The sequence below is a fragment of the Actinomadura sp. genome (assembly GCF_044508335.1).
GTDB lineage: Bacteria > Actinomycetota > Actinomycetes > Streptosporangiales > Streptosporangiaceae > Spirillospora.
Genome location: NZ_JBIQHY010000073.1, coordinates 1 through 19,922 on the forward strand (window position 1 = coordinate 1; position 19,922 = coordinate 19,922).

Below are 19,922 nucleotides of genomic sequence, written 5' to 3' on the forward strand. Positions count from 1 at the left end.
GCGCCCCGCGCCGCCCGCGGGCCGCCGCGGACGCCCCGGCCCGGGCGCGGCCGCCGGCGCCGCCCGGACGTCCGCAGCCACCGGGGCAGCGTGCGGTCGAGGAACCCGAACGCGGTGTTGCGGTCGCGCAGGTGCACCAGCAGCAGCCCGCCGGGTTTCAGCGCGGCGACGAACCGGTCGAGCACCAGCTCGGCGTGCGGCACCCGCTCGATCAGGTACGAGGCGTGCACGATGTCGAAGGCGCGCGGCGGCAGCGGCACCGTCCGCAGGTCGCCGAGGTGCCAGGTGTCGAGGTCGGGCCGCTCGCAGGTGTAGGCGCGCAGCTCCGGGGACTCCGCGTCGACGCCCGTGACGTGGCGGTCGTGGTCGCCGAGGTCCAGGCCCGTGCCCCAGCCGCAGCCCGCCTCCAGGATGTGGATCCGCTGCAGGGGCTTCTCTAGGGCGTACTGTCGGGCGCGTTCTGAGAAGAGATCGCCGTCGCTGACCGGCGGCGTACGCAGATCGGTCACAGTCTCGCAGCGTAATCGCCCGACTGCGCTCCGTCCGCTATTTGCGCATTCTCGGCGCGGCCGTGTCGCGTACCCTGGTACGCGGCACCGGGGTCCCGCGGGGGATTCCGGCCTTTCGGGCTGCCCTGCCACGGGGTTATTCGGCGATTGTGCGGGCGAATATGACGCTTTCTGGACTTGTTGACCTTGCGTGCACCGATCCGGGCCTGGAGCGCGCCCTCTCGCGGGCGCGCGCGGACCGGGAGGTGGTCGCGCCGGCCGCGCTGTGGCCGGTGCTCGCCGCCGCCCTGAGCCGCCGCCTGCGCGCGGACGGCGGGGGCGCGGTGCTCGCGGTGACCGCGACCGGCCGGGAGGCCGAGGACCTCACCGCCGCCCTGTCGAGCCTGCTCGACCCGGCCCGCGTCGCGCACTTCCCGGCCTGGGAGACGCTGCCGCACGAGAAGCTGTCGCCGCGTTCGGACACCGTCGGGCAGCGGCTCGCGGTGCTGCGCCGCCTCGTCCACCCGGACGCGGCCGGCCCGGAGGGCGACGGCAAGGGGGGCGAGCTGGACGTCGTGGTGACGCCGGTCCGGGCCGTCCTGCAGCCGATCGTCGCCGGGCTCGCCGACCTGGAGCCGGTGCGGCTGGTCTCCGGCGAGGACGCCGACATGGACGACGCCGTCCGCAGCCTGGTGGACGCCGGGTACCACCGCGTCGACCTGGTGGAGAAGCGCGGCGAGATCGCGGTGCGCGGCGGGATCCTGGACGTGTTCCCGCCCACCGAGGAGCACCCGCTGCGGGTGGAGTTCTGGGGCGACACCGTCGAGGAGATCCGCTACTTCAAGGCCGCCGACCAGCGCTCGCTGGAGGTGGCCCGGGACGGGCTGTGGGCGCCGCCGTGCCGGGAGCTGCCGCTCACGGAGAAGGTGCGCGAGCGCGCGAAGCTGCTCGCCGGGGAGCACCCGGCGCTGGAGGAGATCCTCGGCCGCATCGCCGACGGCGACACGGTCGAGGGCATGGAGGCGTTCTCGCCGGTCCTCGCCGACCGGATGGAGCTGCTGACCGATCTGCTGCCGGACGGTTCGGCGCTGCTCGTGTGCGAGCCGGAGCGGATCCGCACCCGGTCGGCGGAGCTGGTCCGGACGAGCCAGGAGTTCCTGGAGGCGAGCTGGGTCAACGCCGCCGCCGGGGGCGAGGCGCCGATCGACCTCGGCGCCGCCGCGTTCCGCTCGCTGGAGGAGGTCCGCGCGCACAGCACCGAGCTGGGCCTGCCGCGCTGGAGCGTGACCGCGCTCACCCCCATGGCGGCGGGCGCGGAGGCCGCGGAGGGGCCGTCCCCGCTGGACGGCGGGGCGCTGGACGACGGGGTGGAGGCGCTGAACCTCGGGGCCGCGCCGGCGGAGGCGTACCGGGGCGACACGTCCCGGGTCGTCGGCGATCTGAAGGGCTGGATCGACGGCGGCTGGCGCGTCGTGATGGTCACCGCCGGGCACGGCCCCGCCGAGCGGCTCGTCCAGCTCGTCGGGGAGCAGGGGATCGGCGCGCGGCGCGCCGACCTCGCCGGGCCGCCCGCCCCGTCGGTGGTGACGGTGGCGACCGGGCTGCTGGAGAACGGGTTCACCTGGGAGTCGATCAAGCTCGCGGTGCTGACCGAGACCGACCTGTCCGGGCAGCGGTCGTCCACCAGGGACGCCCGCCGGATGCCGTCGCGGCGGCGCGGCGGGATCGACCCGCTGCAGCTCAGGGCCGGCGACTACGTGGTGCACGAGCAGCACGGCGTCGGCCGGTACGTGGAGATGGTCAGCCGGACGGTGCAGGGCGCCACCCGCGAGTACCTGATCCTGGAGTACGCGAGGGGCGACCGGCTGTTCGTCCCGACCGACCAGCTGGAGGAGCTGACCCGCTACGTCGGCGGGGAGGCGCCCAGCCTGCACCGGCTCGGCGGCGCCGACTGGCAGAAGGCCAAGTCGCGGGCCCGCAAGGCGGTCAAGCAGATCGCGGGGGAGCTGATCCGGCTGTACTCGGCGCGGATGGCGAGCCCCGGGCACGCGTTCGCGCCCGACACCCCGTGGCAGCGGGAGCTGGAGGACGCGTTCCCCTACACCGAGACGCCCGACCAGCTCGCCGCGATCGACGAGGTCAAGGCCGACATGGAGAAGCCCGTCCCGATGGACCGGCTGATCTGCGGCGACGTCGGCTACGGCAAGACCGAGATCGCGGTGCGGGCGGCGTTCAAGGCCGTCCAGGACGGGCGGCAGGTCGCGGTGCTGGTGCCGACGACGCTGCTCGTCCAGCAGCACATGTCGACGTTCAGCGAGCGGTTCGCGGCGTTCCCCGTCGTGGTGAAGCCGATCAGCCGGTTCCAGACCGACCGGGAGATCGAGGAGACGCTGCGCGGCCTGTCCGAGGGCAGCGTGGACGTCGTCGTCGGCACCCACCGGATCCTGTCGGCGCAGACCCGGTTCAAGGACCTCGGCCTCGTCGTCATCGACGAGGAGCAGCGGTTCGGCGTCGAGCACAAGGAGGAGCTGAAGCGGCTCCGGACTCAGGTGGACGTGCTCGCCATGTCCGCGACGCCGATCCCGCGCACGCTGGAGATGGGCCTCACCGGCATCCGGGAGATGTCGACGATCCTCACGCCGCCGGAGGAGCGGCACCCCGTCCTGACGTTCGTCGGGCCGTACGAGGAGAAGCAGATCGCCGCCGCCATCCGCCGCGAGCTGCTGCGCGAGGGCCAGGTGTTCTTCGTGCACAACCGGGTCCGCTCGATCAACAAGGTCGCGGCGAACCTGGCGCGGCTCGTCCCGGAGGCGCGGATCGCGGTCGCGCACGGGCAGATGAACGAGAACGAGCTCGAAAAGGTCATGGTCGACTTCTGGGAGAAGAACTACGACGTCCTCGTCGCGACCACGATCGTCGAGTCCGGCCTGGACGTCCCGAACGCCAACACCCTGATCGTCGACCGGGCCGACATGTACGGGCTGTCGCAGCTCCACCAGCTGCGCGGGCGCGTCGGGCGCGGCCGGGAGCGCGCCTACGCCTACTTCCTGTACCAGCCGGAGCAGCCGCTGACCGAGACCGCGCACGAGCGGCTCGCGACCCTCGCCCAGCACACCGAGGTCGGCGCCGGCATGTACGTGGCGATGAAGGACCTGGAGATCCGCGGCGCGGGCAACATCCTCGGCGCGGAGCAGTCCGGGCACGTCGCGGGCGTCGGGTTCGACCTGTACGTGCGGATGGTCGGCGAGGCGGTCCGGGAGCTGAAGGACGGCGGCGCCGCCGAGGCCGAGGCCGTGGAGACGAAGGTCGAGCTGCCCGTCGACGCGCACCTGCCGCACGAGTACGTGCCGGGCGAGCGGCTCCGGCTGGACGCCTACCGCCGCATCGCCGCGATCACGTCCGACGACGAGATCGCCGCCGTGCACGACGAGCTGAAGGACCGGTTCGGCCCGCTGCCCGTCCCGGTGCTGAACCTCCTCGAAGTGGCCCGGTTCCGGGCGAAGGCGCGCATGGCCGGGCTCACCGACGTCACCCTCCAGGGCAACTTCGTCAAGTTCACGCCCGTGCGGCTGCCGGACTCCAAGCAGGTGAGGCTGCAGCGGCTGTACCCGAAGAGCATCCTGAAGCCGGCCACCGACACCCTGCTCGTCCCCACGCCGAAGACCGCGCCGATCGGCGGCCGGCCGCTGCGCGACCAGGAGCTGCTGAAGTGGGCGACCGGGCTGGTCGAGGCGCTGTTCCTGGAAACGGCGACCGCGTCCGGCAGGCGGTAGCCTGAGCCGACCCCAGAGATCCATGACGAGACGAGGATTCCGTGCCTGGTAAGTCCGTGAAGGCGGCGGTGGCGGTCGTGCTGGCGGCCGGCGCGCTGGCCGGCTGCGGCGGCTCCCCGAAGGTCGGCACCGCCGCCCTCGTCGGCGACGACCGCATCACCACCAACGAGCTCACCCGGACCGTCCGCGACCAGGAGGCCCAGTTCAAGGCGGACCCGGTGGCCAAGAACCTGCTCGGCAACCAGCAGATCCGGGTGCCGCGCTTCGTGCCCGACGACGAGTACGGCGTGCGGGGCTCCCTGATGATGCTGATCAACCTGCGTGTCGTCGACGAAGCGGCGAAGCAGGCCGGCGTCGACGTCACCGGCGGGCAGGTGGACTCGATGGTGGAGGCGCTGAACCGCGGCGGCGGCGCCGGGTCGATCACGCTGCTGAACGCGCTGCCCCGCGAGCGCACCCGCGACTTCGCGCGCTTCCTCATCACCCAGCCCGCCGTCATGCAGCGGCTCGGCGCGGATCTGGAGAACCCGCTGAGCCCGGCGACGCAGCAGGCCGGCCAGAGGTGGACCGAGCTGCTCAGGCACACCGCCGAGGACATGGACATCGAGGTCAACCCGCGCTACGGGACCTACGACCCGGGCAAGGTCGAGGTCGGCCCGATCACCTACCGGCTGTCCAGCCCCGACTCGGGTATCTGAGGCGCATGGCCCTGACACTGCTCGCGACCACGCACCGGGTCGCGCCGGGGCTGCTGACGTGGCGGGCGTGGGACGCGCTCCGGTCGGCCGCCTCCGTCCGGCTCCGCGACGGCCACCCGCTGCTGCCCTCGCTCCGCGACGCCGGGATCGCCGCGGAGACGGTCGGGGAGCCCGACGCCGCCCGGCTGGTGGCCGACGCCCGGGCCGCGGCCCCGGACGCCGCCGTCGTGTGGGTGGCCGCGCCCGAGGGCGACGAGGAGCTGATGCGCGAGATCGGCGCGCTGGTCGTCGACGACCCGCTGGACGTCGAGGTGCTGCACGGCTCCTATGACCTGCCGGGCGCGCGGCTGCTCGACCTCGTGTCGGTCATGGACACGCTGCGGCGCGAATGCCCCTGGGACCGCAAGCAGACGCACGTCACGCTCGTCCCGTACCTGCTGGAGGAGGCGTACGAGGTCCTCGACACGATCGAGTCGGGCGACTACGGCGCGCTCCGCGAGGAGCTCGGCGACGTGCTGATGCAGGTGGCGTTCCACTCGGCGGTGGCCGCCGAGCGCGACGACGAGACGGCGTTCACCATCGACGACGTGGCGGGCGCGATCGTGGAGAAGCTCGTCCGCCGCCACCCGCACGTGTTCGGCGACGTGACCGTCTCCGGCGCCGACGAGGTCAACGCGAACTGGGAGCAGATCAAGGCGGCGGAGCGGGCGGCGAAGAGCGGCGCCGAGGCGTCCGCGCTCGACGGCGTCCCGATGGGGCAGCCGGCGCTGTCGCTGGCCGCGCAGCTCCAGCGCCGCGCCCGGCGGATGGAGGCCCCGGCCGGCCTGGCGGACGGTCTCGCGGGCGGCGGGGACGACCTCGGGGAGCGGCTGTTCGCGCTCGTCCGGGAGGCCGTGGAGCGGGGAGTCGACCCGGAGGCCGAGTTGCGCGCCGTTTCCCGGGTATTCCGCGATCGTGTCCGAGCGTGGGAACGGCGGCGGCAGCACGCCTGAATCGCGGGGAATCTACCGGAACATCATCGATAGGGTGGTCCGGCCGCGAAGGCGCGTTTACTCTAAGCGCGTGCCAGCCGGGGCTGATGGTGACCCAGTGAACCGCGACGTACGGGGCGGTGCCTCCGGCCCGCCGCGTCGTCCCCGCCGGATCTTCACCACCGCCACGACCCGCGGCGAGAAGGCCCGCGCGCTGCGCGGGCTGGGCGCGCTCGGCGGCCTCGCCGGCGTCCTCGTCGCGCTGATGCTGCTGCCGGTCGCCTGCACGGCCGGCGTCGGCGCCCGCGACACGGCCCGCTGGTTCGACAGCGAGCCGGTGAACCTGACGACCTCCGGCGTCCCGCAGCGCTCCACGATCCTCGCCGCGGACGGGTCGAAGATCGCGACGTTCTTCTACCAGAACCGGGTGGACGTCCCGCTCGACAAGATCGCGCCGGTCGCGCGGCAGGCGGTGCTCGCGATCGAGGACAGCCGGTTCTACGAGCACGGCGCCATCGACCTGCAGGGCACGCTGCGCGCCCTCGCCAGCAACCTCAGCAGCGGCGAGGTCACCCAGGGCGGCTCGGGCATCACCCAGCAGTACGTGAAGAACCTGCTGCTCACCCAGGCCGACAGCGACGAGGAGCGGCAGGCGGCCACCGCGGTCACCACCGCCCGGAAGGTGCGCGAGCTGCGGTACGCGGTCGCGGTCGAGGAGAAGTACAGCAAGGACGAGATCCTGCGCCGCTACCTCAACATCGCCTACTACGGCGACGGCGCCTACGGCATCGAGGCCGCGTCCCGGCACTACTTCTCCAAGCACGCGTCCGAGCTGACCCTCCCCGAGGCGGCGCTGCTCGCCGGCGTCATCCGCTACCCCTACGCCTACGATCCGACGCGGCATCCCGGCGAGGCGCGCAAGCGCCGCGACACCGTCCTCGACCGGATGGCCGAGCTCGGCTGGGTCGACCCGGCCGAGGCGGCGGAGGCCAAGCGCAAGCCCATCGACCTGAAGATCGACAACATCCGCAGCGGGTGCGTGTCCAGCAAGGCGCCGTTCTTCTGCGACTACGTGCAGCGCGAGATCCTCACCAACCCGGTGTTCGGCAAGACGGCGAAGGACCGCGAGAAGCTGCTCAAGCGCGGCGGCCTCACGATCCGCACCACCATGGACCCGCGCGCGCAGAAGGCCGCGCAGAAGGCCGTGAACCGGCACGTCCCGCCGAAGAACTCCGCGCACAAGGCCGCCGCCGAGGCGATGGTCGAGCCCGGCACCGGCGAGATCAAGGCGATGGTCGTGGACCGCGAGCTCGGCCCCGACAAGGAGCGCGGCAAGACCTGGATCAACTTCGCCGCGGACGCCAGCCACGGGTCGAGCATCGGCATGCAGGCCGGGTCGACGTTCAAGGCGTTCACGCTGGCCGCCGCGCTCGACGAGGGCATGCCGTTCGGCACCCGGCTGATGGCGCCGCGGGAGTTCACCCCCGTCGGCTTCCGCAACTGCGACGGCGACAAGGTCGGGGACCCCACCGCGTCCCTGCGCAACGCCGCCGACGGCGAGGGCGGCAAGGAGTTCAGCCTCGTCACCGGCACGCACCACTCGGTCAACACCTTCTTCCTCGCGCTGGAGAAGGAGGTCGGCCTCTGCGACACCGTCAGGATGGCCGAGCGGCTCGGAATGAAGCAGGCCAGCGGCAAGCCGCTGGAGGAGTACCCGTCCTTCACGCTCGGCTTCAACCCGGTGTCCCCGCTCCGGCTCGCCGCCGCCTACGCCGCGTTCGGCGCCCGCGGCGAGTACTGCAAGCCGATCGCGATCACCTCGATCAAGGACGCGTCCGGGCACCGGCTGAAGGTGCCGGGGCGCGACTGCGAGCAGGCGATCGACGAGGGCGTCGCGGACGCCGTCAACTACGTGCTGCGGGGCGTCCTCACCAAGGGCACGGCGCGCGGCATGGGCATCGGCCGCCCCGCCGCCGGCAAGACCGGCACCGTCGACAACTTCTCCGCCGCCTGGTTCGCCGGGTACACCCCGGACCTGGCGGCGGCCGTCTGGGTCGGCGACCCGCGCGGCGGCTACCGGCACCCGATGCGCAACCTCTGCATGGACGGCACCTGCTACGGGGCCGTGTTCGGCGCGACGATCCCCGCGCCGATCTGGCAGCAGAGCATGAGCGGGGCGCTGCGCGGCACGCGGGCGTCGTCGTTCCACCGGCCGCCGTCGTTCTACTTCAGCAAGGGGTCCGGCGAGGACCGGGCGAAGGTGCCCGACGTGCGGGGCATGAAGCTCGGCGACGCCGTCGACAAGCTGCGCGACGCGGGCTTCACGACCAACGTCGGCGCGCAGGTCGCGTCCGACCGGTACCGGAAGGGCACGGTCGCCGAGATGTCCCCCGGGCCGGGCTCGGCCGAGCCCGGCTCGACCATCACGCTGCGGGTCAGCAAGGGCCCGAAGAAGCGCGACGGCGGCGGCCGCCCGGGGCCGGGCGGGCCGCGGACACCGCCGCCGGCGACGATCCCGCCGCCCGGCGGCCCCGGCCAGGAGGCGCCCGCCTGAGGGCGGCGGGCGAGATGACCCGTCCGGCCTGCGGGTCCGTGTGATCGCGCCGCGACCGGGTAGGTCACCCCCGCATGCGATCCGATCGGGGGGACGGTCCTTCATGCGAGCCATCGCCGTGTCCGAGTACGGCGCCACACCGGCGCTGACGAACCTGCCGCGCCCGGAGCCCGGGCCCGGGGAGATCCTGGTGAGAATGGTCGCGGCGGGCCTCAACCCGCTCGACTGGAAGATCGCCGACGGCATGCTCAAGGACTCCGTCGACGTCCCGTTCCCGCTGATCCTGGGCCGGGACGGCGCCGGCGTCGTCGACGAGGTCGGCGAGGGCGTGACCCGGCTGCGGCACGGCGAGCAGGTCTACGGGGTCTTCTCGCACCCCGAGCGCGGCCTCGGCAGCTACGCCGAGTACGCGATCGCCCGCGACGACGGGCCGGTCGCGAAGATGCCCGACGGCATGATCTACACGCAGGCGGCGGCCGTGCCGACCGCGAGCGCGACCGCGCTCGCCCTGGTGGACGAGGCCCGCGTCGACACCGGGCAGACCGTCCTCGTCGTGGGCGCGACCGGCGGCGTCGGGCAGAGCGCGGTGCAGCTCGCGTCCCGCGCCGGCGCCAAGGTCATCGCGACGGCCCGCGACGACATGGCCGGCACCATGCGGCTCCTCGGCGCGGACGAGACCGTCGACCACTCCAGGGGCGACCTGAACGGGCAGGTGCTCGCCGTCCACTCCGAGGGGATCGACGCCGTCCTCGACATGGTCAGCGACGCCACCGCGGCCGAGCACATCGCGCAACTGCTGCGTCCCGGCGGGACCTACATCAGCACCGTGCATTCGGTGAACCCCGACGCGATGGAGGCCAGGGAGCTGCGCGGCGTCAACTACGAGGGCGAGCCCACCGCGGCCCTGCTGGAGCGGCTGTCGGACCTCATCGACGCGGGCGCGCTCCGCGTCCACCTCGAACGCGAGGTGCCGCTCGCCGAGGCCGCCGACGCCCTCGCCGCCAACCGCGCGGGCGGCGCCCGCGGCAAGACCGTGATCCGCATCTGACCGCGGGGACGTGAGGACGCGCCCACCGTGGGCATGCAGAAGCCGTACCCGACGGGGAGGACGAGATGAACCAGCCCGAAGAGGAGCGGCGCGCCAGGCTCCGCGAGATCGACGAGTCCCTCGAACGGCTCCGCGCCGACCTTCCCGACCCGCCCTCCGATGCCGGCGACATGGTCGACTCCGGGCAGTACCTGGCCCAGCGGGAGGAGCTGGCGGGCCAGATCGAGCTGCTGGAGGCCGAGCGCGAACGCCTCCGCGAGTCCCTCGGCCTCACCTGACCCGGGGGAACAAACCCCGCCGCTCCCCGGTTGCGGGTGTGTCATCGCCATGGGACCGAGGGGAGGCGGGGATGACCACCTACGAGGAGTTCGAGCGCGCGACGCTGTTCTTCGACGCCAAGGACTACGCGGGCGCGGCCCGCCTGCTGGCCCCGATCGCCGAGGCCGACCCGGGCAACCGCGCCGCCGCGGAGCTGCTGGCCCGCGCCTACTTCCACAGCGCCCAGCTGGGCCGCGCCGAGGCGGCCTTCCGCCGCCTCGTCGACCTGGACCCCTGCAACGGCTGGGCGCACGAGGCCCTGGCCCGCACCCTGGAGCGCCGGGGCCGGGCGGACGAGGCGGGCGCGTTCCGCAAGCTCGCCCGCGCGATGGGCGTCGAGCCCGCGCCCGGCGCCGAGGTCTCCGTCACCGCCGCCGACCTGCACTGACGCCGGTCACCCGCGCCGTGCACGGGTCAAGAGCGGGGGAGGCGGAGGACGAAGCGGGCGCCGGGGCGGCCGTCGGCGCGGTCGGTGAGGACCAGCGAGCCGCCGTGCGCGATGGCGATGTCCCGGGAGATCGCGAGACCGAGGCCGGTGCCGCCCGCGTCGCGGTGCCGGCCCTCGGCCAGCCGGGTGAACCGCTCGAACACCCGCTCGCGGTCCTCCGGCGCGATGCCCGGTCCGTCGTCGATCACCTCGACGACGGCGGTCGCGGGCGCCTCCGTGCGCAGGATCATGGTGACCTCGGCGGACGCGTGCCGGTCGGCGTTGTCGAGCAGGTTGGTGAGCAGCCGGGCCAGCTCGCTGCGGCTCCCCGGCACCGTCACCGACCCCTCCGACAGGACCGTCACCTGGGTGCGCCGCGGGCGGCGCAGCACCTCCGCGTCCGCCAGCTCGGTCAGGTCCACCGCCTCGCGCTCGAAGTTGCGGTCGGCCTCCAGCCGCGCCAGCGCCAGCAGGTCGTCCACCACCGCCGCCAGGCGCTCGGTGTTCTCCATGACGGCCCGCAGCGTCTCCGCCACGTCGGCGTCCTCGGGCGCCGCCAGCGCCAGCTCCACCTCCATCCGCAGCGCGGTGAGCGGGCTGCGCAGCTCGTGCCCCACGTCGGTGACGAACGCGCGCTGCCGCGCGACCGCCTCCTCCAGCCGGTCGAGGGTCGCGTTCACGCTCTCGGCGAGCAGCCCCACCTCGTCGCGGCGGGACGGCACCGGCACCCGGCGCTCCAGGTCGGTGGCGGTGATCTCGTCCAGCTCCCGGCGGATCTCGTCGACCGGCCGCATCGTCCGGTTCGCCGAAAGCCACGTCCCGTAGCCGACCAGGCCGGTGATGAACGGGATGGTCAGCGCGAGCAGCGCCGCAGTCGTCGGGCGCGGCACCGGCCCCGGCTCCGGGGCCAGCGCGATGATGAAGAGCGCGTTCGAGCCGAAGCCCACCTGGTACTCGACCGCCATGAAGCAGCCGTCCTTCGACGGACCGACGCCGCAGGCGGTGCCGCTGCGGCGGGTCTCGTTCTTGGGCGGCGGGGGGAAGTCCGCGGCGGGGCGCCCCTGCAGCGCCGGGGTGGCCGCGATCACGCGCCTCCGGCGGTCGATGACCTGGATCAGATCTTCCGGGGCCGCCGGCAGGGGGTTCCTCAGCCGGCCGGTCTGGATGACGAACACGATCCGGTTCGCCTGGCGGCCCAGCGTCTCCTCGGTCGTGTCGACCTCGTCCTGCCTGATCAGCACGAGCAGGGCAGCCCACAGCCCGGTCGACAGCAGCAGGGCCAGCAGGACCGACGCCAGCGTGACCCGGGTCCTGATTCGCGGGTGACGCAGGACGGCCCGCCAGATCCAATGGCTCGGCCCTCTGGACGGCCGGTGGAGCCGGACACGTATGGCGACCTCCCGGGTATGTATCTGCCAGTACCCGTGATTCCTTGCCTGAACGGGGCAAACGCCACCGTGGCGGACGGGTAAAACCCGGTCATGCCGGGGGGACTTCGTCGTGGCCGGTCCGATATGAGAACGGCGAGCCCGTTGGTCCGCGCGGGGGGCGCGCGGATAGGCTCGGTGATCGCACCAGACCATCAGCATCCTCAGGGGGTTCCCCGTGTCGTCGATCGAGGCCGTACTCGCCCGGGAGATCCTTGACTCCCGCGGCAATCCGACCGTCGAGGTCGAGGTCCTGCTCGCCGATGGGACCGAGGCGCACGCCGCCGTGCCGAGCGGCGCGTCCACCGGCCAGTTCGAGGCCGTCGAACTGCGCGACGGCGGGGAGCGCTACGGCGGCAAGGGCGTCCGCAACGCGGTCAAGGCCGTCAACGAGACGATCGACGAGAAGCTCGTCGGCTACCCGGCGTCCGACCAGCGGCTGATCGACCAGCTCCTGGTCGACCTGGACGGCACCCCGGCCAAGTCCGCGCTCGGCGCCAACGCGATCCTCGGCGTCAGCCTCGCCGTCGCCAAGGCCGCCGCCGACTCCGCCGGGCTCCCGCTGTTCCGGTACGTGGGCGGCCCGAACGCGCACCTGCTGCCCGTCCCGATGATGAACATCCTGAACGGCGGCGCGCACGCCGACACCAACGTCGACGTCCAGGAGTTCATGATCGCGCCGATCGGCGCGGCCACCTTCGCCGAGGCGCTGCGCTGGGGCGCCGAGACCTACCACGCGCTGAAGTCGGTGCTGAAGTCGCGCGGCCTGAACACCGGCCTCGGCGACGAGGGCGGCTTCGCGCCCGACCTGCCGAGCAACCGGGACGCGCTCGACCTGATCATGGAGGCGATCCGCAAGGCCGGCTTCACCCCCGGCCGCGACATCGCGCTCGCCCTGGACGTCGCCGCCACCGAGTTCCACGCCGACGGGCAGTACGCGTTCGAGGGCACCAAGCGGTCCGCCGACGACATGGCCGCCTACTACGGCGAGCTGCTCGGCAGCTACCCGCTCGTCTCCATCGAGGACCCGCTCGACGAGGAGGACTGGGCCGGCTGGGAGGGCCTCACCGCCGCCGTCGGCGACCGCGTCCAGCTCGTCGGCGACGACCTGTTCGTCACCAACCCCGAGCGGCTCGCCCGCGGCATCAAGGCCGGCGCCGCGAACGCGCTGCTGGTCAAGGTCAACCAGATCGGCACGCTCAGCGAGACCCTCGACGCCGTCTCGCTCGCGCAGACCAGCGGCTACAGGTGCATGATGAGCCACCGGTCCGGCGAGACCGAGGACACCACGATCGCCGACCTGGCCGTCGCCACCAACTGCGGCCAGATCAAGACCGGCGCGCCGGCCCGCAGCGACCGCGTCGCCAAGTACAACCAGCTGCTGCGCATCGAGGAGCTGCTGGACGACGCCGCGCGCTACGCCGGCGCCGCCGCGTTCCCGCGCTTCGACGCGCGGGGCTGAGCAGGGCCCGCGACCCGGCGGGCGGGGCCGCGTCCCGCCGCCGGGTCCGGGCGGCCGAGCCGGAGGCAGGGGGCACGATGCCGCAGGACGACGACCACGCCGCCGACGACCGCGCCGGCGAGCACGGGACCGGCGGCCACGGGGCCCGCCGCGGCAACCCGGCGCTGACCAGCCGGGCCGCCATCCTCGCGGTCGTGGTGTGCGCGATCGCGCTGAGCCTCGCCTACCCCGTCCGCGAGTACATCGCCCAGCGCAAGGAGATCGCCGACCTGCGCCACAAGGAGGCGGTGGCCCGCCGGCAGGTCGACGAACTCCTCCAGCGCAAGCAGCAACTTGGTGACAAGTCGTACATTGAGCGGGAGGCCACACGCAGGCTTCATTATTGTCGTCCTGACGTAAAGTGCTACATCGTGCTCGACGGCAGTGGGGGAGAGGGCCGGCAGGCGCAGCGGGGCGGGCCGCCCAGCAGGCCGCCCTGGTACGAGACGCTGTGGCGATCGGTGGAGGCCGCCGACCGGCCGCGCTGAATCGCGGGTGGGGACAGATGATCGAAGCAGGTGACACGGCCGCCGTCGCGGCCCAGCTCGGGCGGGAGCCGCGCGGCGTCCGCGCGGTGGCGAGCCGCTGCCCGTGCGGGCTGCCCGCGGTGATCGAGACCGCGCCGCGGCTGCCGGACGGGACGCCGTTCCCCACGCTGTTCTACCTGACGTGCCCGAAGGCCGCCTCCGCCATCGGCACGCTGGAGGGCAGCGGCGCCATGCGCGACATGCAGGCCAGGCTCGCCGCCGACCCGTCCCTCAAGGAGGAGTACACCGCCGCCCACGAGGACTACCTGCGCCGCCGGGACGAGGCCGCCCGCGACGAGGGCGTCGAGCCGCTGCCCGCCGGCATGCAGAGCGCCGGCGGCATGCCCGAGCGCGTCAAGTGCCTGCACGCCCTCGTCGCGCACGAGCTGGCGGTGCCCGGCGTGAACCCGTTCGGCCGCGAGGCGCTGGAGGCGCTGCCGGAATGGTGGCGGTCCGGCCCGTGCGTCGAGGTGCGGGACGTCCAGGTGCGGGACGTCCAGGCGCGGGACGTCCAGGGGCGGGACGCCGGGGCGCGGGGCGCCGATCTCGAACCAGGGGAGGACGAGTGACACGGGTCGCCGCCATCGACTGCGGAACGAACTCGGTCCGCCTGCTGATCGCCGACATCGAGCCCGGCGCCGGCGGCGGCCGGCTCACCGACGTCGAGCGCCGGATGGAGATCGTCCGGCTGGGCGAGGGCGTCGACGAGACCGGGCGGCTGGCGCCCGCCGCGCTGGAGCGCACCTTCACCGCGATGCGCGGCTACGCCGAGCTGATCGAGCGGCACGGCAGCGGCGCCGGGCACGGCCCGATCAAGACCCGGGTGGTGGCGACCAGCGCCACCCGCGACGCCGCGAACCGCAACGACTTCGTCCGCGGCGTCGTCGACATCTTCGGCGTCGTCCCCGAGGTGATCAGCGGGGACGAGGAGGCGGAGCTGTCGTTCACGGGCGCCACCCGCGAGCTGGCCGAACTGCGCCCCGCCCGCCCCTACCTGGTGGTCGACATCGGCGGCGGCTCCACCGAGTTCGTGCTCGGCAGCTCGTCGGCCGACGCGTCCCGGTCCATCGACATCGGCTGCGTGCGGATGACCGAGCGGCACCTGAAGGACGACCCGCCGTCGCCGCAGCAGATCTCCAATGCCGCCGCCGACATCGACGCGGCGCTCGCCGCCGTCCGGGAGCGGGTCCCGGTGGACGAGGCGCGCACCCTCGTCGGCCTCGCGGGCTCGGTCACCACCGTCGCCGGGATCGCGCTCGACCTGCCGGAGTACGACCCGTCCCGCATCCACCTGTCCCGGATCACCGCCACCCAGGTGCACGACGTGACGCGGCGGCTGCTGCACGCGACCCGCGCCGAGCGCGCCGGGATCGGCGTCATGCACCCGGGGCGCGTCGACGTGATCGGCGCGGGCGCGCTGATCCTGGACCGGATCATGCGGGAGTACGGGTTCGGCGCCGTCGTCGTCAGCGAGCACGACATCCTGGACGGCATCGCCTGGTCGCTGCTCTGAGCGGCCCGGCGGGGCAGGTCACTTCTTGAGCTGCGCGAGCAGGGCGGGGATCAGCACCGCGTTCGGGTTCTGCTGCGGGACGTAGAGGATCGGCGAGCTGCTGCTGGCCTGCTGGATCCAGACCCGGCCCCGGTCGACGGTCGCGCCGGAGATCGACGACCAGCTCAGCGACACCCGGTTGCCGCGCACGCCGCCCGGATGGACGGTGAGGCCCTGCGCCACGTCGACCGACTCGCCGGCCCGGACGCGCCGCGCCAGCTCCGCGACCAGCCGCTGCTCGGCGTGCTCCTGGCAGAGCTGGATCAGCCGCCCCCAGATGTGCTCGGGCTCCCCGTCCCGCGCGGGCACCGCGTCCGGCTCGATCACCACCTCGACGCGCGGGCCGCCGCGGAACGGGAACCGTCCCGCCTGGAAGATCCACTGCGTGCCGGGGCGGTGGCCGGAACCGGCCGGGCGTTCCGCCGCCCAGTACGCGACCCACTCCACCCGCGGCCAGGTGAGCGAGGCGCTGCCGTAGGCGACGAGCTGGTCGTCGGCGTACAGGGGGAGGCGCCGCACGTTCGCCTCCAGCGCCGGGACGGACGGGGTGCGGTCCCATGTCGGCCGCTGCACGGGGGCCGCGTACGTGGCCCCCGCCTCCTCGCGGGCGGGCTCCCGGAGCCGCTGCGGCGGCTGCAGCCGCGGCGGACGGTCCGGCTCGGGGTTGAGGCGCTCGGTCCAGTTCCGACCGTCCCACCAGCGCAGGCTCCCGGTGCCGTACGGATCGGGGTACCAGCCCGGTTGCGACACTCCTGCCTCCCGCTTCGCCCAATGGCAGTGCCGGACACCCGCCTCCCCGACCGGCGAACGCATCGTACCGACCGGGCACGCTCCGCACCCGCCATGGGCGGAACCCGGCCACTGCCCTGCCGGCTGGCGCGGCGTGGGACGATCGATGGTATGCCGACCGCCAACGCCCCGTTCGTCCCTCCCGGTTCCGGATGGCCGGAGGACCCCGCGGCGCCGGACACGCCCGTCGCGCACGGCACCGGCGAGGTCGTCGAGCTGGCCGCGAAGGCGCCCGACCTCGCCGAGCTGTGCGCCCGCCAGTCGGTGTGCCGCGCGTGCGACCGGCTCGTGGCGTGGCGCGAGAAGGTCGCCGTGCAGCGGCGCCGCGCGTTCGCGGACGAGGAGTACTGGGGCCGGCCCGTCGCCGGCTGGGGCGACCCGGAGCCGCGCGTCCTGATCGTCGGGCTGGCCCCGGCCGCCCACGGCGGCAACCGCACCGGCCGCATCTTCACCGGCGACCGGTCGGGCGACTGGCTGTTCGCGTCCCTGCACCGGGTGGGGCTCGCGGCGAAGCCGACCAGCGTCCGCGCGGGCGACGGGCAGCGGCTCATCGGCGCGCGGATGGCGGCGACGGTCCGCTGCGCGCCGCCCGACAACAAGCCGACGCCGCTGGAGCGGACGACCTGCCTGCCGTGGCTGGCCCGCGAGATCGAGCTGGTCGCGCCGAGCGTCCGCTGCATCGTGTGCCTCGGCGGGTTCGCCTGGCAGGGCGTGTGGCCGGCGCTGAAGCAGGCCGGATACGGGGTGCCGCGGCCGCGGCCGAAGTTCGGCCACGGCGCCGAGGCGTGGCTGACGCCGCCGCCCGCGGCGGCCCGGCCCGAGCCGGTCCTGCTGCTGGGCTGCTACCACCCGAGCCAGCAGAACACCTTCACCGGCCGGGTCACCGAAGAGATGCTGGACACGGTCCTCGCCCGCGCCCGCGACCACCGCTAGCGGGGCACCGGGTTCGTGGTGACGGGCGTGAGGCGGATCTGGCCGTGCTGGCAGACCGCGCCGAACGTCCAGGTGGCGGCGATCTGCTCCGTGTCGTTGGGCGGGATCACCTTCAGCACGGTCGGCTCGGGCTCGCAGTCGGCGCCGTCCGTCTCGTCTCCGGCGGGGACGACCGCCCAGTGCAGCCGCTCGTAGGCGTGGCCGCCGTTGTAGACCGTGATCGTGTGCGCGGTGCCCTCGCGGATCACCTTCGTCGGGACGGCCCCCTCCGCGTCGGCCAGCTGGAGCCCCGACCAGCCGCCGGTCGTGCAGTGCTTCCCCGACTTGTTCGTGAGCACGAGCGTCGCGTAGCGGTTCCCCGCCGCGGCGCCGAGGTCGGTGAGCCGCGCGGTGAGCATCCCGCTGGTGCAGTGCGGGCGTTGCGGCGCCGCATGGCCGGTGCCGCCGGAGCCGGCGTTGCCCGAGGTGCCGCCGCCCGTCCCGCCGCCCGGCGAACCGGATCCGCGGCTCGGGGCCGGTGACGCGGCGGACGCGCCCGGCGCCGGCGGTGCCGTGTTCGCGTTGGACGATGTGCCGGCGTGGGAGCTGGATGAGCAGCCGGCGAGCGCTGCGGTGATGGCGGCGGCGGTGAGCGTCCCCCAGATCAGTCGCGGCATGGTGCCTCCCCCGGTGAACGGCGATGGCGGGGCAGGGCCTTGGCCAAGCGGCCGGAGCGTGGAGACCGGCCCCTGTCCCGGTCCGCCGCCCGCGGCCGCTTGGCGCCCCCGTCCGGCCCTGACCCCGCCATCCGTTTTCTGGTGGTACATCCGGTGAGATGCCGGATGGGGCCATGAAGTTCGCGGCCCCGGCATGCGGGTATCGGCTCAGACATGCGATCTACATCAGTTCGGACCGGCGACCCTCCGGTCGCTTCGGGACGCGGCGGGGGACCGGCGAAGCGGATCCTGATCGTCGGCGGGGGATACGTCGGCATGTACACGGCCCTGCGCCTCCAGCGCAGACTCCGCCGTGAGCTGCGCAGCGGCGAGGTCGCCGTCACCGTCATCGATCCCCAGTCCTACATGACCTACCAGCCGTTCCTTCCCGAGGCGGCCGCGGGAAACCTCGAGCCGCGGCACGTGGTCGCGCCGCTGCGCACGGTCCTGAACCGCTGCCAGATCGTGAACGGTTTCGTGACGCGGATCGACCACGCGGCCAAACGCGTCACCATATGCCCCGCCGGGACCAGAACCGACCAGGTCGCGCCGCGCGACATCGAATACGACATCCTCGTCGTCGCGGTCGGCTCCATCTCCCGGACGCTGCCGATCCCGGGGCTCGCCGAATGCGGAATCGGCTTCAAGACCATTGAAGAGGCGATATTCCTCCGCAACCACGTCCTGCACCAGCTCGACATCGCCGCCGCCAACCCCGACGACGAGCAGGTCAGGAAACGGGCGCTGACGTTCGTGTTCGTCGGCGCCGGGTTCGCGGGCGTCGAGGCCATGGCCGAACTGGAGGACATGGCGCGCGACGCGTGCAAGTGGTACCCCACCATCGACGAGAGCGAAATGCGCTGGATGATGGTCGAGGCCACCGACCGGATCCTGCCCGAAGTGGGACCCGAGATGGGCCGCTGGACCGCCGACGCGCTGCGCCGCCGCGGCATCGAAGTCAAGATGAACACGCTGCTGAAATCCGCGGTGAAACGGCACATCGTGCTCAGCGACGGCGAGGAGTTCGACGCCGGCACCCTCGTCTGGACCGCCGGCGTGAAACCCCATCCCCTCGTCAAGGACAGCGACCTGCCCGTAGACGACAAGGGACGCCTCAAGGCGACCGCCGAACTGACCATCGAAGGGCTCCAGGACGTCTACGCCGCCGGCGACAACGCCGCCGTCCCCGACCTCAGCGGCAAAGGCGAGTTCACCGCGCCCAACGCCCAGCACGCCGTCCGCCAGGCCAAACGGCTCGGCGACAACATCGCGGCCGACCTGCGCGGCAGACCGCGAAAGCCGTACAAGCACGCCTACGTCGGCTCCGTCGCCAGCCTCGGCCTGCACAAGGGCGTCGCGAACGCCTACGGCATCCAGCTGCGCGGGTTCCCCGCGTGGTTCATGCACCGCACGTACCACCTGTCGCGGATGCCCACCGTCAACCGCAAGTTCCGGATCACCATGGACTGGACGCTCGCCTTCTTCTTCCGCCGCGAAATCGTCTCCCTGGCCGAACTGGAACGGCCGCGCCAGGAATTCGAACTCGCCGCCGGCCGGATGAAGGAGAACGTCACCACCTGAACCCGTCCGCCGAGGTGAACGGGGGTGGCCGGGCAACGGGGACCCGCCCGGCGGGACCCCGGGCGCGTCTTGACTCGCTCCTGTCGAACTGGCCGGACCCGGCCGACTCCCGCACCCCCGTGAAAGGACGCGCCGCCGGCGGCCCCTGACTCGATATGATGACGCCGCCCCTGTAGCCCAATGGCAGAGGCAGGCTCCCTAAAAGAGCCATTGTGTCGGTTCGAGTCCGACCAGGGGCACGCGCCGGGTCTCCATGCTCGTTGATCTTCGATCAACTTCGCCGGAGGCCCGCAGTGTTCGCCCAGGGGGGCGACCCCCTGGAACCCCCGGTGCAAGGGCTCCGCCCTTGCGGGCGCGCGGCGGGCGCCGTTGTTCGCTGATGTTCGATCGGCTTCGCCGGATTCTGCTGTGCTCGCTCAGGGGGCGACCCCCTGGAACCTTCGGCGCAAGGGCGGGTGCCTCGCGGGCGCCGTTGCTTGTTGATCTCCAATCGGCTTCGCCGGTGGACCGCAGTTCGGTCCCGTTGTGCGTTGGTGAGTGGTGGGCTGTTTGTGGGGGTTTGGCGTGTGGGGTCGGTCCGGGGGTCGTCGGTGGGGGCTCGGTCGCACGGGGTGGGTGGGATTCGGGCTGATCATGCGGG

Annotated in this window: 17 protein-coding genes and 1 tRNA gene; 14 read left to right on the forward strand and 4 right to left on the reverse strand. The window is 73.3% G+C overall.

All coding sequences use genetic code 11. From position 1 onward, the window contains the following. A partial coding sequence (locus tag ACIWVC_RS22625; protein WP_396454546.1) for a class I SAM-dependent methyltransferase occupies positions 1–509 on the reverse strand: 509 nt, incomplete at its 3' end. 161 nt (positions 510–670) lie between these two features. On the opposite strand from ACIWVC_RS22625, the gene mfd reads away from it, so the two are divergent. The 7 genes from mfd (at position 671) to ACIWVC_RS22660 (ending at position 10,238) form a co-directional block, all read left to right on the forward strand. Beyond that, positions 671–4,261, forward strand: a complete 3,591-nt coding sequence (gene mfd, locus ACIWVC_RS22630; protein WP_396448256.1) for a transcription-repair coupling factor — start codon at positions 671–673, stop codon at positions 4,259–4,261. A 41-nt stretch (positions 4,262–4,302) separates the two neighbouring features. After that, a complete protein-coding gene (locus ACIWVC_RS22635; protein ID WP_396448258.1) occupies positions 4,303–4,959 on the forward strand; it encodes a hypothetical protein in 657 nt (218 codons plus the stop codon). Between the two features lie 5 nt (positions 4,960–4,964). Next, positions 4,965–5,951, forward strand: a complete 987-nt coding sequence (locus tag ACIWVC_RS22640; protein ID WP_396448259.1) for a MazG family protein — start codon at positions 4,965–4,967, stop codon at positions 5,949–5,951. A gap of 97 nt (positions 5,952–6,048) precedes the next feature. Continuing rightward, positions 6,049–8,484 (forward strand): penicillin-binding protein, encoded by a 2,436-nt coding sequence (locus tag ACIWVC_RS22645; RefSeq protein ID WP_396448260.1) that lies wholly within the window; start codon positions 6,049–6,051, stop codon positions 8,482–8,484. Positions 8,485–8,587: 103 nt separating this feature from the next. Then, positions 8,588–9,532 carry an NADP-dependent oxidoreductase gene (locus ACIWVC_RS22650; RefSeq protein ID WP_396448261.1) on the forward strand — a complete coding sequence of 315 codons (945 nt, stop codon included), beginning with the start codon at positions 8,588–8,590 and terminating at the stop codon, positions 9,530–9,532. 65 nt (positions 9,533–9,597) lie between these two features. Beyond that, a complete protein-coding gene (locus ACIWVC_RS22655; RefSeq protein WP_396448262.1) occupies positions 9,598–9,810 on the forward strand; it encodes a hypothetical protein in 213 nt (70 codons plus the stop codon). 71 nt (positions 9,811–9,881) lie between these two features. Continuing rightward, a complete protein-coding gene (locus ACIWVC_RS22660; RefSeq protein ID WP_396448263.1) occupies positions 9,882–10,238 on the forward strand; it encodes a tetratricopeptide repeat protein in 357 nt (118 codons plus the stop codon). Positions 10,239–10,264: 26 nt separating this feature from the next. On the opposite strand, the gene ACIWVC_RS22665 is transcribed toward ACIWVC_RS22660, so the two are convergent. Further along, positions 10,265–11,518: a sensor histidine kinase gene (locus tag ACIWVC_RS22665; RefSeq protein WP_396448265.1), complete on the reverse strand. Its 1,254-nt coding sequence runs from the start codon at positions 11,516–11,518 to the stop codon at positions 10,265–10,267. A 364-nt stretch (positions 11,519–11,882) separates the two neighbouring features. On the opposite strand from ACIWVC_RS22665, the gene eno reads away from it, so the two are divergent. From eno to ACIWVC_RS22685, 4 genes are all read left to right on the forward strand, one after another. Then, positions 11,883–13,166, forward strand: a complete 1,284-nt coding sequence (gene eno, locus ACIWVC_RS22670) for a phosphopyruvate hydratase (protein ID WP_396448266.1) — start codon at positions 11,883–11,885, stop codon at positions 13,164–13,166. Between the two features lie 77 nt (positions 13,167–13,243). Continuing rightward, positions 13,244–13,693: a septum formation initiator family protein gene (locus ACIWVC_RS22675; RefSeq protein WP_396448267.1), complete on the forward strand. Its 450-nt coding sequence runs from the start codon at positions 13,244–13,246 to the stop codon at positions 13,691–13,693. 17 nt (positions 13,694–13,710) lie between these two features. Then, positions 13,711–14,301 carry a DUF501 domain-containing protein gene (locus ACIWVC_RS22680; protein WP_396454547.1) on the forward strand — a complete coding sequence of 197 codons (591 nt, stop codon included), beginning with the start codon at positions 13,711–13,713 and terminating at the stop codon, positions 14,299–14,301. Next, positions 14,298–15,245 (forward strand): exopolyphosphatase, encoded by a 948-nt coding sequence (locus ACIWVC_RS22685; RefSeq protein WP_396448269.1) that lies wholly within the window; start codon positions 14,298–14,300, stop codon positions 15,243–15,245. Before ACIWVC_RS22680 ends, ACIWVC_RS22685 begins: the two co-directional genes overlap by 4 nt. Before the next feature lie 18 nt (positions 15,246–15,263). On the opposite strand, the gene ACIWVC_RS22690 is transcribed toward ACIWVC_RS22685, so the two are convergent. Beyond that, positions 15,264–16,034, reverse strand: coding sequence for a DUF2510 domain-containing protein (locus ACIWVC_RS22690; RefSeq protein WP_396448270.1), 771 nt, complete (start codon positions 16,032–16,034; stop codon positions 15,264–15,266). Between the two features lie 150 nt (positions 16,035–16,184). Between ACIWVC_RS22690 and ACIWVC_RS22695 the strand changes: the two genes are divergently transcribed. Next, the gene (locus tag ACIWVC_RS22695; RefSeq protein WP_396448271.1) at positions 16,185–17,006 is read left to right on the forward strand and encodes a uracil-DNA glycosylase; all 822 of its coding nucleotides are present in this window, start codon (positions 16,185–16,187) and stop codon (positions 17,004–17,006) included. Here the strand turns inward: ACIWVC_RS22695 and ACIWVC_RS22700 are convergent. Then, positions 17,003–17,662 (reverse strand): DUF4232 domain-containing protein, encoded by a 660-nt coding sequence (locus ACIWVC_RS22700; RefSeq protein WP_396454548.1) that lies wholly within the window; start codon positions 17,660–17,662, stop codon positions 17,003–17,005. The genes ACIWVC_RS22695 and ACIWVC_RS22700 overlap by 4 nt on opposite strands. A 315-nt stretch (positions 17,663–17,977) precedes the next feature. Between ACIWVC_RS22700 and ACIWVC_RS22705 the strand changes: the two genes are divergently transcribed. Both ACIWVC_RS22705 and ACIWVC_RS22710 read left to right on the forward strand, forming a co-directional pair. Then, the gene (locus tag ACIWVC_RS22705; protein WP_396448274.1) at positions 17,978–19,282 is read left to right on the forward strand and encodes an NAD(P)/FAD-dependent oxidoreductase; all 1,305 of its coding nucleotides are present in this window, start codon (positions 17,978–17,980) and stop codon (positions 19,280–19,282) included. A 166-nt stretch (positions 19,283–19,448) separates the two neighbouring features. After that, positions 19,449–19,521: transfer RNA gene (locus ACIWVC_RS22710), tRNA-Leu, on the forward strand. Positions 19,522–19,922 lie beyond the last annotated feature (401 nt).